The 16,150-nt window shown below is 55.2% G+C and carries 14 protein-coding genes; 6 read left to right on the top strand and 8 right to left on the bottom strand.

Annotation, left to right across the window (positions count from 1 at the left end):
- The first annotated feature begins 2 nt into the window (after window positions 1-2).
- The 3 genes from HGO41_RS08065 to HGO41_RS08075 are packed head-to-tail and all read left to right on the top strand — an operon-like array spanning window position 3 to window position 4,494.
- A complete protein-coding gene (locus HGO41_RS08065) occupies window positions 3-830 on the top strand; it encodes an ABC transporter permease (RefSeq protein ID WP_250980943.1) in 828 nt (275 codons plus the stop codon).
- Entirely contained in the window at window positions 827-2,470 is a 1,644-nt protein-coding gene (locus tag HGO41_RS08070) for an ABC transporter ATP-binding protein (RefSeq protein WP_112198090.1), read from the top strand. The genes HGO41_RS08065 and HGO41_RS08070 overlap by 4 nt, the downstream gene beginning before the upstream one ends.
- Window positions 2,467-4,494: a CocE/NonD family hydrolase gene (locus tag HGO41_RS08075; RefSeq protein WP_112198091.1), complete on the top strand. Its 2,028-nt coding sequence runs from the start codon at window positions 2,467-2,469 to the stop codon at window positions 4,492-4,494. The genes HGO41_RS08070 and HGO41_RS08075 overlap by 4 nt, the downstream gene beginning before the upstream one ends.
- Before the next feature lie 179 nt (window positions 4,495-4,673).
- On the opposite strand, the gene HGO41_RS08080 is transcribed toward HGO41_RS08075, so the two are convergent.
- The gene (locus HGO41_RS08080) at window positions 4,674-5,120 is read right to left on the bottom strand and encodes a winged helix-turn-helix transcriptional regulator (RefSeq protein ID WP_013575052.1); all 447 of its coding nucleotides are present in this window, start codon (window positions 5,118-5,120) and stop codon (window positions 4,674-4,676) included.
- 113 nt (window positions 5,121-5,233) lie between these two features.
- Between HGO41_RS08080 and HGO41_RS08085 the strand changes: the two genes are divergently transcribed.
- Together HGO41_RS08085 and HGO41_RS08090 are read left to right on the top strand one after the other, a co-directional pair.
- Window positions 5,234-6,028 (top strand): SDR family NAD(P)-dependent oxidoreductase, encoded by a 795-nt coding sequence (locus HGO41_RS08085; RefSeq protein WP_015689686.1) that lies wholly within the window; start codon window positions 5,234-5,236, stop codon window positions 6,026-6,028.
- Between the two features lie 92 nt (window positions 6,029-6,120).
- The gene (locus HGO41_RS08090) at window positions 6,121-6,810 is read left to right on the top strand and encodes a fumarylacetoacetate hydrolase family protein (protein WP_013575050.1); all 690 of its coding nucleotides are present in this window, start codon (window positions 6,121-6,123) and stop codon (window positions 6,808-6,810) included.
- Window positions 6,811-6,830: 20 nt separating this feature from the next.
- On the opposite strand, the gene HGO41_RS08095 is transcribed toward HGO41_RS08090, so the two are convergent.
- The 7 genes from HGO41_RS08095 to HGO41_RS08125 form a co-directional block, all read right to left on the bottom strand.
- Entirely contained in the window at window positions 6,831-7,637 is an 807-nt protein-coding gene (locus tag HGO41_RS08095; protein WP_015689685.1) for a hypothetical protein, read from the bottom strand.
- Window positions 7,637-7,834, bottom strand: coding sequence for a hypothetical protein (locus HGO41_RS08100; protein WP_013575048.1), 198 nt, complete (start codon window positions 7,832-7,834; stop codon window positions 7,637-7,639). Before HGO41_RS08100 ends, HGO41_RS08095 begins: the two co-directional genes overlap by 1 nt.
- Before the next feature lie 134 nt (window positions 7,835-7,968).
- Window positions 7,969-9,450, bottom strand: coding sequence for an L-asparagine permease (ansP, locus tag HGO41_RS08105; protein ID WP_131638813.1), 1,482 nt, complete (start codon window positions 9,448-9,450; stop codon window positions 7,969-7,971).
- 230 nt (window positions 9,451-9,680) lie between these two features.
- Window positions 9,681-10,529, bottom strand: a complete 849-nt coding sequence (gene bglG / locus HGO41_RS08110) for a transcriptional antiterminator BglG (RefSeq protein WP_015689683.1) — start codon at window positions 10,527-10,529, stop codon at window positions 9,681-9,683.
- 173 nt (window positions 10,530-10,702) lie between these two features.
- Window positions 10,703-12,100, bottom strand: coding sequence for a glycoside hydrolase family 1 protein (locus HGO41_RS08115; protein WP_015689682.1), 1,398 nt, complete (start codon window positions 12,098-12,100; stop codon window positions 10,703-10,705).
- A gap of 22 nt (window positions 12,101-12,122) precedes the next feature.
- The gene (gene bglF, locus HGO41_RS08120; RefSeq protein ID WP_250980944.1) at window positions 12,123-13,997 is read right to left on the bottom strand and encodes a PTS beta-glucoside transporter subunit IIABC; all 1,875 of its coding nucleotides are present in this window, start codon (window positions 13,995-13,997) and stop codon (window positions 12,123-12,125) included.
- A 304-nt stretch (window positions 13,998-14,301) separates the two neighbouring features.
- Complete coding sequence (locus HGO41_RS08125; RefSeq protein ID WP_250980945.1) at window positions 14,302-15,075, bottom strand: SDR family NAD(P)-dependent oxidoreductase; 774 nt, start codon at window positions 15,073-15,075, stop codon at window positions 14,302-14,304.
- 118 nt (window positions 15,076-15,193) lie between these two features.
- Here HGO41_RS08125 and HGO41_RS08130 point away from each other — a divergent pair, with 118 nt between their 5' ends.
- Window positions 15,194-16,093, top strand: coding sequence for a LysR family transcriptional regulator (locus tag HGO41_RS08130; RefSeq protein ID WP_131638811.1), 900 nt, complete (start codon window positions 15,194-15,196; stop codon window positions 16,091-16,093).
- Window positions 16,094-16,150: the final 57 nt, after the last annotated feature.

Below are 16,150 nucleotides of genomic sequence, written 5' to 3' on the forward strand. Positions count from 1 at the left end.
ACATGAACCGATATTTCATTAACATCCCGCTGTCGGCCTGGATAGGGATTGTGATTATTGCGGTGAACCTGCTGGCAGCTATTTTTGCGCCATGGCTCGCCCCGCACAGCGAAACCGAACAGGTCGGCGACATCTGGCTGCTGCCTTCCGCCGCCATGCCGTTTGGCACTGACAGTCTCGGGCGCGATATGCTTTCCCGCATTCTGTTTGGCGCACGCACCACCATTGCCATCGCGCTGACCATCACTTTCAGTTCTTTTATCATCGGCATTATCACCGGATTTACGGCGGCAATTTACGGCAAATGGGTGGATGTGGTGCTGTCACGTATCGTCGATACCGTGATGTCGATTCCGGTGCTGATTTTCGCGCTGATCGTATTGTCGGTGATGGGCACGTCCATTCCCGTACTGGTGCTGACCATCGCCCTGCTCGACGCCACCCGCGTGTTCCGTCTGGCACGGCTGGTGGCGCAGGCGATTGTTTGTCAGGAATACGTCGAAGCTGCGCGTCTTCGTGGCGAAGGGTTGCGCTGGGTGCTGTTCAAAGAAATTCTGCCCAACGCCCTGCCGCCGCTGCTGGCGGAATTCGGGATGCGCTTCTGCTTTACCTTCCTGTTTATTGCGGGCTTAAGTTTCTTAGGTCTGGGCATTCAGCCGCCATATGCCGACTGGGGCAGCATGGTGCGCGACAACGCGCAGGCGATTAACTTTGGTCAGTTCGCGCCGTTGTATCCGGCAGCGGCGATTGCCCTGCTGACGATTGGGGTCAATCTGGTGGTCGACTGGCTGCTGGCGCGGAATAGTCTGCCGCACGGAGATGAAGCATGACACGCACAATTTTAGAAATGCGCGGGCTGCGCATAGAAACCCTCGACGGTTCGCCGCTGGTGCAGGATATTTCCCTGAAACTGGCGGCGGGTGAAGTGCTCGGTCTGATTGGTGAATCCGGTGCGGGCAAGTCTACCATCGGGCTGGCAGCGTTAGGCTACGCGCGTCAGGGCTGCCGCATTGCCGGTGGCGAAGTTTTCCTGGATGGCACCGATATCGTTTCTCAGCCTTCCAGCGTAAAGCGCGAATGGCGCGGCAGGCGCGTGGCGTATGTGGCGCAAAGCGCGGCGGCGTCATTTAATCCGGCGCTGACCATCGAAAAACAGGTCTGCGAAGGCCCGATCCGCCACGGTCTGATGAACAAAGAAGAAAGCCGCCAGTGGGCAATTTCACTGTTCCGCTCGCTGGATTTGCCGGATCCGGAAAACATCGGCAAACGTTATCCGCATCAGCTTTCCGGCGGCCAGCTTCAGCGCGCAATGGCTGCGATGGCGATGTCCTGTAAACCTGATTTGCTGATCATGGATGAACCGACCACCGCGCTGGACGTCACCACGCAAATTGAAGTGCTGGTGATGCTGCGCAAACTGGTGCGTGAATTCAACACCGCCGCGCTGTATATCACCCACGATCTGGCCGTTGTCGCACAACTTGCCGACCGCATTATGGTGCTGCGCCACGGCAAAGAGGTGGAAACCGGCAGTACACAAACCATTCTGGAAAACCCGCAGCAGGAATATACGCGGCGTCTGGTGGCAGAGCGTGAACACGCACTAACACCGCTGGCCGATGGTCATGAATCTGCCGGTCAGCCGCTGCTGACCCTGCGAAAACTGAGCACCGGCTACAATGGTAAACGGGTGGTACACGACGTCAGCCTGCAACTGCCGCGTGGCAAAACGCTGGCGATTATTGGCGAATCCGGCAGCGGTAAAAGTACGCTGGCGCGGGCGCTGGTCGGATTGCTACCCGACACCGAAGGCACGGTGGATTTCGACGGCATTGCGCTTTCGCATAATTTTCACCAGCGCAATAAAGAAACGCTGCGCCGTATGCAGATGATTTATCAGCTGCCTGACGTGGCGCTGAATCCGCGTCAGACGCTGCTGGATATCATTGGCCGTCCTCTGACCTTCTACTTTGGGATGAACAAAAAACAGGTGCGCGAGCGCGTGGAAGAGTTACTCCGCCTGACTGAACTGCCGCTTAAACTGATCGACCGTCGTCCCGGCGAGCTTTCCGGCGGGCAGAAGCAGCGCGTCTGTATCGCCCGCGCACTGGCCGCACAGCCGGAACTGATTATCTGCGATGAAGCCACGTCGGCGCTCGATCCGCTGGTAGCGGAAGAAGTGTTGAATCTGCTGCGCCGCTTACAGCAACAGCTCGGGCTGTCGTATCTGTTTATCACGCATGATCTGGGCACGGTAAAACGGATCGCCCATCAGGTGGCGGTGATGTATCAGGGTCAGGTGGTCGCCAGCGGCGATACCGACGTGGTCTTCAGCGCGCCAATGCACAGCTACACTGAAAAACTGCTGACCTCCGTACCGGAAATGCGCACCAGCTGGCTGGACGAGGTTCTCGCCCTGCGCGGCACGGCGCTTCCTGCGGCAGCCATTTCTTCGACAGGAGTCTTATGAGCACCAAACGCATCGTGACTGAATTCCCTCACGCCGTCACCGTGACTGAACATCTGTGGATCCCGCTGAGTGACGGCACACGTCTCGCTGCCCGCCTGTGGCTGCCGGATGACGCTGAACACCAGCCGGTTCCGGCCATTCTCGAATACATTCCTTACCGCAAACGCGACGGCACCCGCACCCGCGACGAACCGATGCACGGCTTTTTCGCCGGAAACGGCTACGCAGTCGTACGTGTGGATATGCGCGGCAGCGGCGAATCCGACGGACTGCTGGCGGATGAATATCTGTTGCAGGAACAGGACGATGCGCTGGAAGTCATTGAGTGGATCACCGAACAACGCTGGTGCAGCGGCAACGTCGGCATGATGGGGAAATCCTGGGGCGGCTTTAACAGCCTGCAGGTCGCCGCCCGCCGCCCTGCCGCCCTGAAAGCCATCATCACCGTGTGTTCAACTGACGACCGTTACCGCGACGATATTCACTACAAAGGCGGCTGCCTGCTTAATGACAATCTCTGGTGGGGCGGCATCATGCTGGCGTACCAGAGCCGACCTTCCGACCCCGCACTGGTCGGTGAAAGGTGGTACAAAGACTGGCTGAACCGTCTGGAAAACATGCCATTCTTCCCGGCATTGTGGATGGAACATCCGCTGCGCGACGCATACTGGCAGCATGGTTCGGTGTGCGAAGACTGGTCCGCCATTCAGTGTCCGGTGATGGCCATCGGCGGCTGGGCAGATGCCTACAGCAATGCAGTGTTCCGCCTGATGGACAATCTGAAAGTGCCACGCCGCGCCATTCTCGGTCCGTGGGCGCATATCTATCCGCAGGACGGCACACCGGAACCGGCGATCGGTTTCCTGCAGGAAGCCGTGCGCTGGTGGGATCACTGGCTGAAAGGCGAAGACAATGGCGCGATGGCGGGCCCGATGATCCAGACCTGGTTGCAGGACAGCCAGCCGCCCTCGGCGATGCGTCCGGTCAGCCGTGGTGAATGGGTGGGATTTGATCGCGGCACCGCCAGCAATATCAATCACATCCCGCGCTGGCTCACGCGAGGCCAGCTCAATACTCAGCCGGACGTTGACGCAGGCGTTATCAATATCTGTTCACCGCAGAATCACGGTCTGATGGCCGGTGAATGGATGGGGGCCGGTGTGCCCGGCGAAATGCCACCGGATCAGCGTGTCGATGACGGCATGGCAGAAATCTTTGATGGCGAACCGCTGGCCGAGCCGCTGACCATTTTTGGCTTCCCGGAATTTAGCGTCGAACTGAGCAGCGATAAACCGGCTGCGATGTTGTACGTCCGGCTTTCTGACGTTGCACCGGACGGTTCGGTAAACCGTGTCACGCACGGCTGGCTGAATCTGTCGCATCTGCACGGCCATGATCAATCTGTGCCGCTTATCCCCGGTCAGAAAGTCAAAGTACCGGTACAACTGGATGGTATCGCACACCGCTTTGCCACCGGTCACCGGATGCGACTCTCGCTGGCGACCACCTTCTGGCCGATGATCTGGCCGATGGCGGAGGTCGCCACGCTGACGCTGGATTTGCACAGCGCGCAGCTCAGCCTGCCGGTGTGCGAACAGCCGGTATCCATCGACGGCCCGATTGCTGAGCCACAAAGCGCGCCGCTGACACCGCAAACTGTGCTGTCGCCAGGGCGCGTGGATCGCAACATCACTTACGATTTCCTCACCGACAGCTGGACCAGCGTGACCAACGGCGTGGGTGGCGTTTTCGGTGAAGGCGTTTACCGCTTCGATGATATCGACACGACGGTCGATCACAATCTGCGGCGCGAGCTGACGGTCAGTAACAGTGATCCGTTATCCGCGCGCTATCTGCTGACGCAGACTATGAAGATGGGACGTGAAGGCTGGTGGATGGAAGCAGAAATCACCCTCGAACTACGCAGCGACCTGACGCACTTTATCGTCAGCGGCGATATGGTGGTCAGCCTGAACGGCGAAGAGGAATTCACCAAATACTGGCACGAGAGGATTGCGCGGTAATGTTTTTTTGCTCCCATAAGCCGTGATTTTGCCTTGCTCCTCCCCCTGCGAAGGGGGAGGCCGGGAGGGGGTTTTAAGGGCTGACACCTCGTTTAAGTAAACTTCAACTTATTGATTTAACTTTAATACCCCACCCCAACCCACCCCTTCGCAGGGGAGGGAGTCGACCGAATTCTCGATCAAGATTCAGGAATAATCGCCTTTATATCCCGGCTTTCGAGCACCCGCCCGTCCTGCGCATGGATTTCCAGCTTACGCAGCGGCTGGCGATTTTCGATATCTACCAGTTGCGTGCAGGCTTCGCCGGCTTCAAACAGATATTCACTTCCCCACTGCCCCAGCGCAACCAGCACCGGTTGCAGCGCCAGCCCTTTTTCCGTCAGCACGTAATCCTGATACGCCGAACCATCTGCCGCCGGTTCAATCTTCATAATGCCTTCGGCAACCAGCGCTTTCAGGCGGGAGCTGAGAATGTTCTTCGCCGCCCCCAGACTGCGCTGAAATTCACTGAATCGTGAGAGGCCGTACATCGCATCGCGGACAATCAGCAACGTCCACCAGTCACCGATGAGATCCAGCGCGCGGCCAGCCGGACAAGGCGTGTTTTCCAGACGGGTTCGTTTCATGGCACTTCCTGCTCAATGCGGTTTAAAAAATCTGGTTGCATTATAAAACCACCAGTGCTAAAAATCACCTGGTTTTATTATTAAACCACCCTATCCAACACCGAGGTTCTACTATGTCAGATACAATTCGCACTCAGTCCGTGGCCTTAATCACCGGCGCATCAAGCGGCATCGGGGCCACTTACGCCGACCGTCTGGCGAAACGCGGTTATGATTTAGTGCTGGTTGCCCGTGATGCAACGCGCCTGAAAGCACTGGCTGAACGCCTGCAGGATGAAACCGGCGTAAAAATCACCGTGTTACCCGCAGACTTAACCCGCAGCGAAGATCTGGCACGCGTTGAGGATTTTATCCGTGCAACACCGCAGATTTCCCTGCTGATCAATAACGCCGGGGCTTCGCTGAAAGCCGGTTTTGAAAACAGCGATGCCGACGCCATCGGGAATCTGATCACCCTGAACGTCACCTCGGTGGCGCGTCTTTCACGCGTCGCTTTCGACGGTCTGATCAAGCATAAAGACGGGGCGATTATTAATATCGCGTCCGTGATGGCGCTGACGCCAGAGTTGCAATCTGCGGTGTATTCCGCCACCAAAGCCTTTGTGCTGACTTTCAGCCAGACGCTGCAATTTGAAATGGCCGAGCGCGGTCTGTACGTTCAGGCCGTATTACCTGCCGCAACGCGTACAGAAATCTGGGAACGTTCGGGCAAAAATATCGATGAAGTGCCGGGTGTAATGGAAGTGGGTGAACTGGTGGATGCCGCCTTGCTGGGCTTTGACCGCAAAGAAAAAATCACCATTCCGCCATTGCAGGACGAAAAACAGTGGGATGAATTTGATGCCCTGCGCAGTGCAATGGTACCGAACTTCCTGCAGGCTCACGCCGCACCGCGTTACAAGGCCTGACAGTGACACATTGACCAGTAACATAAATTTACTGGTCAATGTTGATTCGCTTTGCAAATATGTTAATTCGATAACTTTGTGAAGTGAATACGATGACTGAATATGTAATTGCTGCACCCGAAGTTCCGTCTCTCGCCGTCGAAGGCCAGAGCGCCCGCTTTCCGTTGCGCCGCGTGTATTGTGTTGGCCGTAACTATTCCGAGCACGCCCGTGAGATGGGTCATGATCCTGACCGCGAACCGCCTTTCTTTTTTGGCAAACCGGCTGATGCCGTGGTTCCCGCCAGCGGCAATGTGCCGTACCCGACGCTGACCGACGATCTGCATTATGAAGTAGAACTGGTCGTTGCGATTGCCAGAGGCGGTAAAGATATTGCCGCTGAAGACGCACTGTCACACGTCTGGGGTTATACCGTGGGCGTAGATTTAACCCGTCGTGATATTCAGGCGCAGGCCAAGAAACTGGGACGTCCGTGGGATTTCGCCAAAGGGTTTGATGATTCCGCACCGGCGAATCCGCTGCAACCCGTGAGTCAGACAGGTCATCCGGCTGCCGGTAAAATCTGGCTCGATGTGAACGGTGAAAAACGTCAGCGCGGTGATTTGAGCGACCAGATCTGGCAGGTAGCGGACGTCATCAGCTATCTCTCTCAGGCGGTTGAACTCAAGCCCGGTGATCTGATCTATACCGGTACGCCAGCAGGTGTGGGTCCGGTAGTGCGCGGTGATGTGATCACCGGCGGCATCGAAGGTCTGAGTGATTTCAGCTTCACTATCGTGTAATGCATGCAGGACGCCTTATTTCAGGCGTCCTTCTCACCAATTTTCCGGGCCATTTCTTCTTCAACCAGCGGAATAAGCTTCTCAAACGCACAGGCACTTGACGGGTCAAACAGCGACAGCGTTTCTATCTGGCTCAGTAAAATCACCTTACGAAACTTCAGCGCGCTCACCGGATCTGACACCGGCGTGATGCCATGTTCCTGATAATAGCGGGCATAATTATGCTCAACGCGCAGCTCCAGTGTGTCTTTATCGCGATAACCGCTGACCATCGGGATCACGACCACATTGTCCGACGAACTTGTTTCACACCTTGCGGTATGCACCATGCCGATATAAACACGCCGCGACTGCAGGGTGATGAATACCATATCGCCCTCTTCCATACACTGATATAACAGCCCTTCCACGCCGTTGGCGCGGGTAAGTTGTTTGTACAACTCTCTGCGTCCGGCAGTATTAAGGCGCAAGCCCGGTGACCAGGTAGTGCGAACCAGACACAGCATCACGGAGACGGCAAGCATAATCACCACCGGTGCCTGAATGCCTAAGAAACTCCAGTTAATGAAATCACGCTGGTAGTGCACATCCTGATGCAGATGCGGCAAGGCGGGCAGCCAGTTGATAACACCGGAAATCCCCCACAGCGCCAGATATAGCAGTGCTATGACCAGTACACCCTGCAGGACAAAAATACAGCCATACAGCGCCACCAGAAAATAGACGTCCCAGCCAAAGGTGCGTTTAAGTTTGAAGCGCGATGAAATGTCGCGGGTGGTATACCAGTAGCCGCAGACCATTAACACCATGAAAACGGCTGTCGCCATTACAGCACGCTCATGCGTTTGACGTGGCGGGCAAAGTCTTGCTGCATCTCCTGATTAGCCGGATTGACTGATGCCGTACCGTTTTCATCAATCAGAATACGCTCGCCCTCTTCCAGAGTATTTTCCATGTCTGCGGCACTGAACAATCCGAGAAATTTTTCCGGGCTGGAAAATATTTGTAAAACAATCTTCAACATAGGTTTGCCTCTCATCATAAAAGAATAAGCCTAGTCAAAGGAAAGAGACATTGTGGCTGTTTCAGATTTTTTACGGGCAGGAATGAAAAAGGGCCGCCATGACGGCAGCCCTTTGCTGGAATCTGCGAAACGAATTACTTCGCTTCAATACTTTCCTGATGTGCTTCTTCCTGCGCAGCCTGTTCGGCATGCACTTCAGCAGCACGTTTGCGCAGACCCATCCAGCCCAGTACCAGCAGGATGATCAGCACCGGAATGGTCGCCACCGTGTAGGTGCCGTTCGGGTAGTCAAACGCCATCAGGATCAGAACGCCCGCCAGGAAGGCCAGCGTCAGCCACGAGGTCACCGGTGCCCACGGCATTTTGAAGGAAACGTCTTTCGCACGACCTTCTTTGATCGCAGTACGCAGTTTCATCTGACAGACAATGATGAAAGCCCATGAACTGAGGATGCCGAGTGAGGCGACGTTCAGGACAATCTCAAACACCTGCGAAGGCACGTAATAGTTGAGCACTACACCGATCACATAAATGCCGACAGTGACCAGAATACCGGCGTACGGCACCTGCTGCGCACTCATCTTCGACATGAATTTCGGTGCTGAACCGCCCATCGACAGGGAACGCAGAATACGACCGGTGGAATACAAGCCGGAGTTGAGGCTCGAGAGCGCTGCGGTCAGAACCACGATATTCATGATGGTACCGATGTAAGGCACGCCCAGCTTGCTGAAGAAGGTGACAAACGGACTTTGGCCCGCCTGATAGGCATTCCACGGCAGCAACAGCACCAGTAACACCACGGAGCCGACGTAGAACAAAGCGATACGCCAGATCACGCTGTTAATGGCTTTCGGCAGCACTTTTTCCGGATTTTTGGTTTCGCCCGCCGCCGTACCGACCAGCTCAATGGCCGCAAAGGCAAAGACCACGCCCTGCACCAGAACCAGCGCCGGTAACAAACCGTGCGGGAAAATACCGCCGTTGTCGGTGATCAGATGCAGACCGGTGGTGTTACCGTCCAGTTGTTTGCCGGTGCCGAGGAACACCACGCCAACCACCAGGAAGATAGCAATCGCCGCCACTTTGATCAGCGCAAACCAGAATTCCATCTCAGCGAACCACTTCACGCCGATCATGTTCATGGTTGCCACTATCGCCAGTGCACCCAACGCAAACATCCATTGCGGAACATCACCGAAGGTTCCCCAGTAGTGCATGTACAGAGCCACTGCGGTGATATCGACAATGCCGGTCATCGCCCAGTTCAGGAAGTACATCCAGCCTGCTACGTAAGACGCTTTTTCACCCAGGAATTCACGGGCATAGGATACGAAGCTGCCACTGGTCGGACGGTGTAAAACCAGTTCGCCCAGTGCACGCAGGATAAAGAATGAGAAAATACCACACACCGCATACACGATAGCCAGCGCCGGACCCGCCATCTGTAAACGCGCACCCGCGCCGAGAAACAGACCGGTACCGATAGAACCACCAATGGCAATCATCTGAACCTGACGGTTGCCCATACTCTTGTGATAACCATGATCGTGAGAGTCCAGCCAGCGCCGTTTAGCCGCGTGCTTCGCCTCTGCCGTTTTTTTATGAGACTTCATTATGAGTTGTTCTCCAAAATAACCTTCACCTGACGCCGGGTGCTGCAAGCAAACGATTGCAAGCCTCGCCGTTTATGGGGTTTACCCACTGTAGTTTTTTTAGCCGGAACTGTTTTGGTGCAATAACGGCGAAGGATGCTACCTGTTCTCACTAACCGTGGCAAAAAAAACCGTCATTAAAAATTGTGAACAGTCATATTTCGCGCAGCAAATTTTGCGCTTGCGTGCGCTCAGGACGATTCTTTCGGCAGACACTCTTTTCTCACCCGTTCGATATTAATGGAGAGATACATAATTTCTTCCGTGGTCAGTTCGCGCTGATATTGCGCGGCCAGATAATCGCCGATTTTTTCCGCGCACAGCCACGCCTGTGGGTAATTTTCTTTTACCGCCACGTGCAGGGTCATGTCATCGTCGGCCACCACCGTGCGGCTGAGCATCCGCTGGGCGAAGAATTTAAGATGGGTGACGAAGCGCTGGTAGCTCAGCGACTCCTCGTCGTATTCAATACGCAGCTGGTATTTCACCAGATTGAGGATTTCCTGCATCACGCGGGTAATCTGCGCCACTTCCGGCATTTCGCCGTTAAGCTGCGCATTGACCAGATGCAGGGCAATAAAACCGGCTTCATCCACCGGCAATCGCACGCCGAGGCGCGAATCGATGATCTCCAGCGCTTCCAGCCCGAGGGCATATTCCTTCGGGTACAGACGGCGGGTTTCCCACAGCAAGGCATTGCTGACCGGCACGCCCTTCTTCTGCCGTTCGATGGCAAAATTGCAGTGATCGGTGAGTGCGATATACAGGTTTTCCTGCAATTTCCCCAGCCGTCCCCGCGCCAGCGAAATAATCTGATCACAGGTGGTCATCACTTCCATCGGAATATGCGACAGCAACTCCGTCAGATGCGCGACCAGTTCGTCATTCTGCAGGGCAAAAATTTTCTCGATTTTGCTTTCATCCAGCTCATCCCCGGCTTTCTTCATAAACGCCAGCCCGCGTCCCATCACCACCTGTTCGCGTTGCTGCCCGCTGACGACAACCACCACATTATTATTGAGTATTTTGGCGATTTTCATTGTAACTCCCTGAAAAGAAAAACCTGATCGTCCGTATGGATGATCAGGTTTTGTCTGCCGCAGTCTTGGGATCTGCCTGATGACTTTACCAGATCCGATCCTCAGTCAGACGTAAATTTTGCCCTCAAAACGTGACGATGGCCTTAAGTCCCTTCAGACCAGATCAGATCAGATCAGGATGTTAATGACGCACCGTTTGAATTAATCACTTCCTGATACCAGAAGAAACTTTTCTTACGGCGGCGCTCCAGCGTGCCATTGCCCTGATCGTCGCGGTCTACATAGATATAACCATAACGCTTGGAGAATTCCGCTTTCGAGGCGCTGACCAGATCAATCGGTCCCCAGCTGGTGTAACCCATCACTTCCACGCCGTCTTCAATGGCTTCACGCACCTGAACCAGATGGTCATTGATGTACTGAATGCGGTAATCATCATTAATGCTGCCGTCAGCTTCGACTTTATCGCGCGCGCCTAAACCGTTCTCCACAATAAATAGCGGTTTCTGATAACGGTCATAAAGCTCATTCATTAAGAAGCGCAACCCTTCCGGGTCAATCTGCCATCCCCATTCGGAACTTTGCAGATGCGGGTTCGGCACCATATTTAATATATTGGCGCGCGCTTTAATATTTTGTTCTTCATCCGTGGTGACACAACCGGTCATGTAATAACTGAATGAGATAAAGTCGACGGTTTCTTTCAACGCGGCTTTATCTTCAGAAGTAATATTAATTTCCATGCCGCGGTCTTTAAAGAAACGCGGCATATAAGCCGGATACGCGCCACGCACCTGAACATCGCCGAAGAATAACCAGTCGCGGTTCTGCTGCAAGGTTTCCATCATATCGGCCGGTTTGCAGGTCAGCGGATACAGCATTCCGCCAAGCAGCATATTGCCGATTTTGCCGTCAGGAATGATCTCGTGACAGGCTTTTACCGCTTTGGCACTGGCAACCAGTTGATGGTGAATGGCCTGATAGATGTCCTGTTTGCTGCTGTCTTCCGGCAATCCGACGCCGGTAAACGGCGCATGCAGCGACATATTGATTTCGTTAAAGGTCAGCCAGTGTTTGACTTTATCTTTATAACGGGTGAACACCGTGCGGGCGTAATTCTCGAAGAAACCGATGGTGTCACGACTGCCCCAGCCACCGTGTTTTTTTACGATGCCGTACGGCATTTCGTAGTGAGAAAGCGTCACCAGCGGTGTAATACCGTATTTTGCCATCTCATCAAACAGGCGATCGTAGAATGCCAGCCCCGCTTCGTTCGGCTGCGATTCATCCCCCTGAGGGAAGATACGCGTCCAGGCGATTGAGGTGCGCAATACGGTAAAACCCATTTCAGCGAACAATTTCATATCTTGCGGATAACGGTGGTAGAAATCGATGGCGACATCTTTCACGCCGAAATCCCCTTCCGTGCGTTCCTGCACCGGGCCGAAAACACCCTGCGGTTGCAGATCCGATGTGGATAAGCCTTTACCGTCGGTCAGGTAAGCCCCTTCAACCTGATTAGCGGCAACGGCTCCGCCCCATAAAAATCCGTTTGGAAATGGCTTGTTCATATGAACCTCCTGGCTCTGTTCGTTAGCGTAATAAAGTCAGTAAAAGGGTTTGTTCGCTGGCGTCCTGTCCGACACAGGCCGGAATGACGTCGAGATAATCGTCGCTGTTGGTGACCAGCACCGGCGTTGTCAGGTCGTAACCGGCATCAGTGATCCCCTGCACGTCGAATTCCAGCAACAAATCGCCCTGCTTCACCACCGCATCGACGTCAACGTGTGGCGTAAAGAATTTGCCGTCGAGCTTCACCGTATCGATGCCGACGTGGATCAGAATTTCTGCGCCGTCTGCCGATTCAATTCCGATGGCGTGATGGGTTTTGAACAGTGAAACCACCGTGCCGTCTACCGGTGAGACCACCCTTCCGGCGACAGGCACAATGGCCACACCTTTACCCAGCAGGCCGCTGGCGAATGTCGGATCTTTCACTGTGTCGAGTGCGATACACGGTCCGCTCATCGGGCTGGCGATCAGCGTTTTGCCGCGCGGCGCCTGTAACGCATCGGCCTGGGCCTTTTCGCTGACTTCCGGCGCGACCGCTTCTTGTTTTACACCGAAGAAATAAGTCGCCAGTGCGGCAAACAACAGCGCAATCAGGGTGCCGGCAATCCCGGCGGTCACCGTTTTATCAAAACCAGTGGGCGGAATAATCTGGGTAAACGTGAAGACACTGGGGAAACCGAAGGAATACGCCGTGGTCTGGAAGTAACCGAGCACCGCAGCGCCGAGCGCACCGCCGACGCAGCCGAAAATAAAAGGACGCCGATGCGGCAGGGTGATGCCATACACCGCCGGTTCCGTGATACCGAAAATCCCGGCGCTGATCGCCGACCCTGACAATGCTCGGGTACGGACATCTTTGGTCCGCAGCATCACACCCGCGACCGCACCAACCTGTCCCATCACCGCAGGCAGTAACAGCGGCAGCATGGTGTCATGGCCGAGCACGCTGAAGTTGTTGATCATCAACGGCACCAGCCCCCAGTGCAGACCGAAGATCACACAGACCTGCCACAGTGCGCCCATAAAGGCACCGGCGACCATCGGGCTGACGTGATAAACAAACTGGTAGCCATGGGCCAGTTGCTGACTGGCCCAGGTCGCGACCGGCCCGATAACCAGGAATGTCAGCGGCACAATCACCATCAGGCAGATCAGCGGTGTGATGAAGTTACGCAGCGCGCCGGGTAAAATTTTCATCGACTGCTTTTCCAGCCAGCTCGATGCCCACGCGGCCAGAATCACCGGAATGACCGAAGAGGTATAATTGATAAAGACCAGCGGGATGCCTAAGAAATGCTCGCTGTGCGCGCCGGACTGCTGCACATCAAATGCGGCGATCATCAGCGGGTGCACCATCGCGCCGCCAATCATCATGGTCACAAACGGATTACCGCCGAATTTTTTACCGGCGGTATAACCGATCACCAGCGGGAAGAAATAAAACATAGCGTCGCTGGCGGCGAACCAGACTTTATAGGTACCGCTTTCCGGCACCATCCAGCCACAGGCCAGCGCCAGTGCCAGAAAACCTTTGAGGATCCCCGATGCCGCCATAATGCCGATAAACGGCGTGAAAATGCCGGAGATGACATCTATCGCACGGGCAAACACACTGCCGTTATCACCCCTGTCGTCATCGCTGCTGTCAGAAAGCGCGCTGCCTTTCACCAGCGCTTCATAGACGGCACCGACGTGATTACCAATCACCACCTGAAACTGACCACCGCTCTCGACCACCATGATCACACCCGGATTTTCTTTCAGCCCGGCAGCATCGGCTTTGCGGGTATCTTTTAGCTTGAAGCGTAAACGGGTGGCACAATGCACCACACTGTTGACGTTGTCTTTTCCGCCCACTCCGCGGAGAATTTCGTCGGCTAATGTTCTGTATTCCATAGTGTCATCTCATCAGAGTAAGGGCGTCGTGCACGACATTGCCGTTGCGTTGCAAAGGGGCGGCCTGCCCCTGAATTCAGGCCAAAAAAAAACCTAAACGTCCGGTCTCTTCGTCATACACGAAGAAACGAGAAGTTTAGGTTTTGCCTGTCAGACAGTAACAATCCTGCTTTCTGAAACGGATTCTCGGGCGAATCGGAAACAGAAACAAGTCGTAATATCCGCCGGATGATGAAACTGTGATCGGCTTCAGACTTTGTGCAGACTGACGCCCGTCCCTGAGCCTCGGTCTTTTTTGTCCTGACTAACGCAGCCCCGCCACCGTACATCCGCCATCGACCAGCAGATTCTGACCGGTCACAAATCGCGCTTCATCACTGCACAACCACGCCACAACATCCGCGACATCTGCCGGTTCGCCCACGCGCCCTGCGGGTGTCAGGCGTACAAAAGGGATCAGCGTTTCTTCATTTGCGCCCATCCGCCGCGCCATCGGGGTATCGATAATGCCGGGATTAACGTTATTGATGCGGATATTCTGCGCACCGGTTTCCAGCGCTATAGCGCGAATCATCGCGTCAAGCCCGCCTTTGCTGGCGGAATACGCAGCAGAGCCAATACTGGCTCCGTGCGCCAGCCAGGAAGAGGTATTCACAATCGCACCGCCACGCCCTGCGGCGGTCATGGCTTCCAGCTGATATTTCACTGACAGCCAGACGCCTTTCAGATTGGTGGCAATCACCCGGTCAAATTCCGCTTCTGTCATGTCACTGACTGGCGCAAAACCTTCCACACCCGCATTATTAAACGCGGCGTCCAGTCGCCCGTAATGCGCCAGCGTCGCGGCAATAAGATGCCGGACCTGTGCGCTGTCTGACACATCGGCCGGCACCGCCAGGGCATCACCGCCCCGTTCACGGACCATCATCACCGTTTCCTGGAGCGCCGTTTCCCGTCTTCCTGCCACCACGACTTTCGCATCATCGCGTGAAAACGCCAGTGCGGCTGCCCGCCCGATGCCTGAGCCACCGCCCGTGACCAGCGCAACCCGCCCCTGTAACCGTAATGTTTGCGACATATTTTTCTCCGTTGATGAATTTTCCAAACCGAGGCCTGACTATAAGCGCATTGATTATTGTGAATAAGCCATGTTATATCGCATGCTTTACTGGCTTTTATTCATCAATAGGAAACTGATGCGCACCCACGAATTCGGAGAACTGAGAGCATTTGTCGCCGTAGCGGAAGAGAAGAGTTTCCGCAAAGCCGCGGCGCGGCTAAATTTAACCGCTTCAACGCTGAGCCATTCCTTACGTTCGCTGGAAGAGCGTCTGGGCGTCAGATTGCTGAACCGCACAACGCGGCAGGTATCGCCCACCGAAGCGGGTTACGCATTGCTGGCGGAAGTGGTGCCGGCATTATCAGTCATCTCTGATGCGATGGAGAAAGTGAACGCTTTACGGGGGATACCCAAAGGCACGGTGCGTATTAATACGCCACGCATCGCTGCTGACATGGTTTTCCTGCCGCAGTTGCCCAAATTTTGTCAGGCGTTCCCGGATATCACCCTGGAACTTGCCACCAATGACGGTTTCGTGGACATCATCAGTGAGGGGTTTGATGCAGGCGTACGCATCCGGGGCGATGTTCAGCAGGACATGAGTGCGGTACGTCTGACCGCCGATTTTCACTCTGCGGTGTACGGTTCGCCGGATTATTTCGCCCGCTGCCCGCAACCACAAACGCCTGCCGATTTGAAAAACCATGCCTGCATTGGGCGTCGGGAAATTGCCAGCGGTTCGCTGTACCGCTGGGAGTTCGAAAAAAATGGGCGACAGATTACCGTGCCCGTCAGCGGGCCGCTGGTGGTCGACAGCGTCAGCATGATGACCCGCATTGCGCTCGATGGAATCGGGCTGGTGTACAGCGCGCAGAGTGCTGAACATGATGCGCTGGTGGCGGAAGGTAAGCTGATCCGGGTGCTTGAAGACTGGTCGGTCACCTTTCCCGGATTCTTTCTCTATTACCCCGGCCACCGCCAGTTACCCGCCGCATTAAAAGCGGTGACCGGTTATTTCCGCTGGCAGGAAGAGTGATAACCCCCCTGTCTCAGCCCATTCAACGGAGATGGCATCCCGCTCAACGCGGGCCTT

It is taken from the genome of Rahnella sp. CG8 (assembly GCF_023701875.1).
Lineage (GTDB): Bacteria > Pseudomonadota > Gammaproteobacteria > Enterobacterales > Enterobacteriaceae > Rahnella > Rahnella aceris.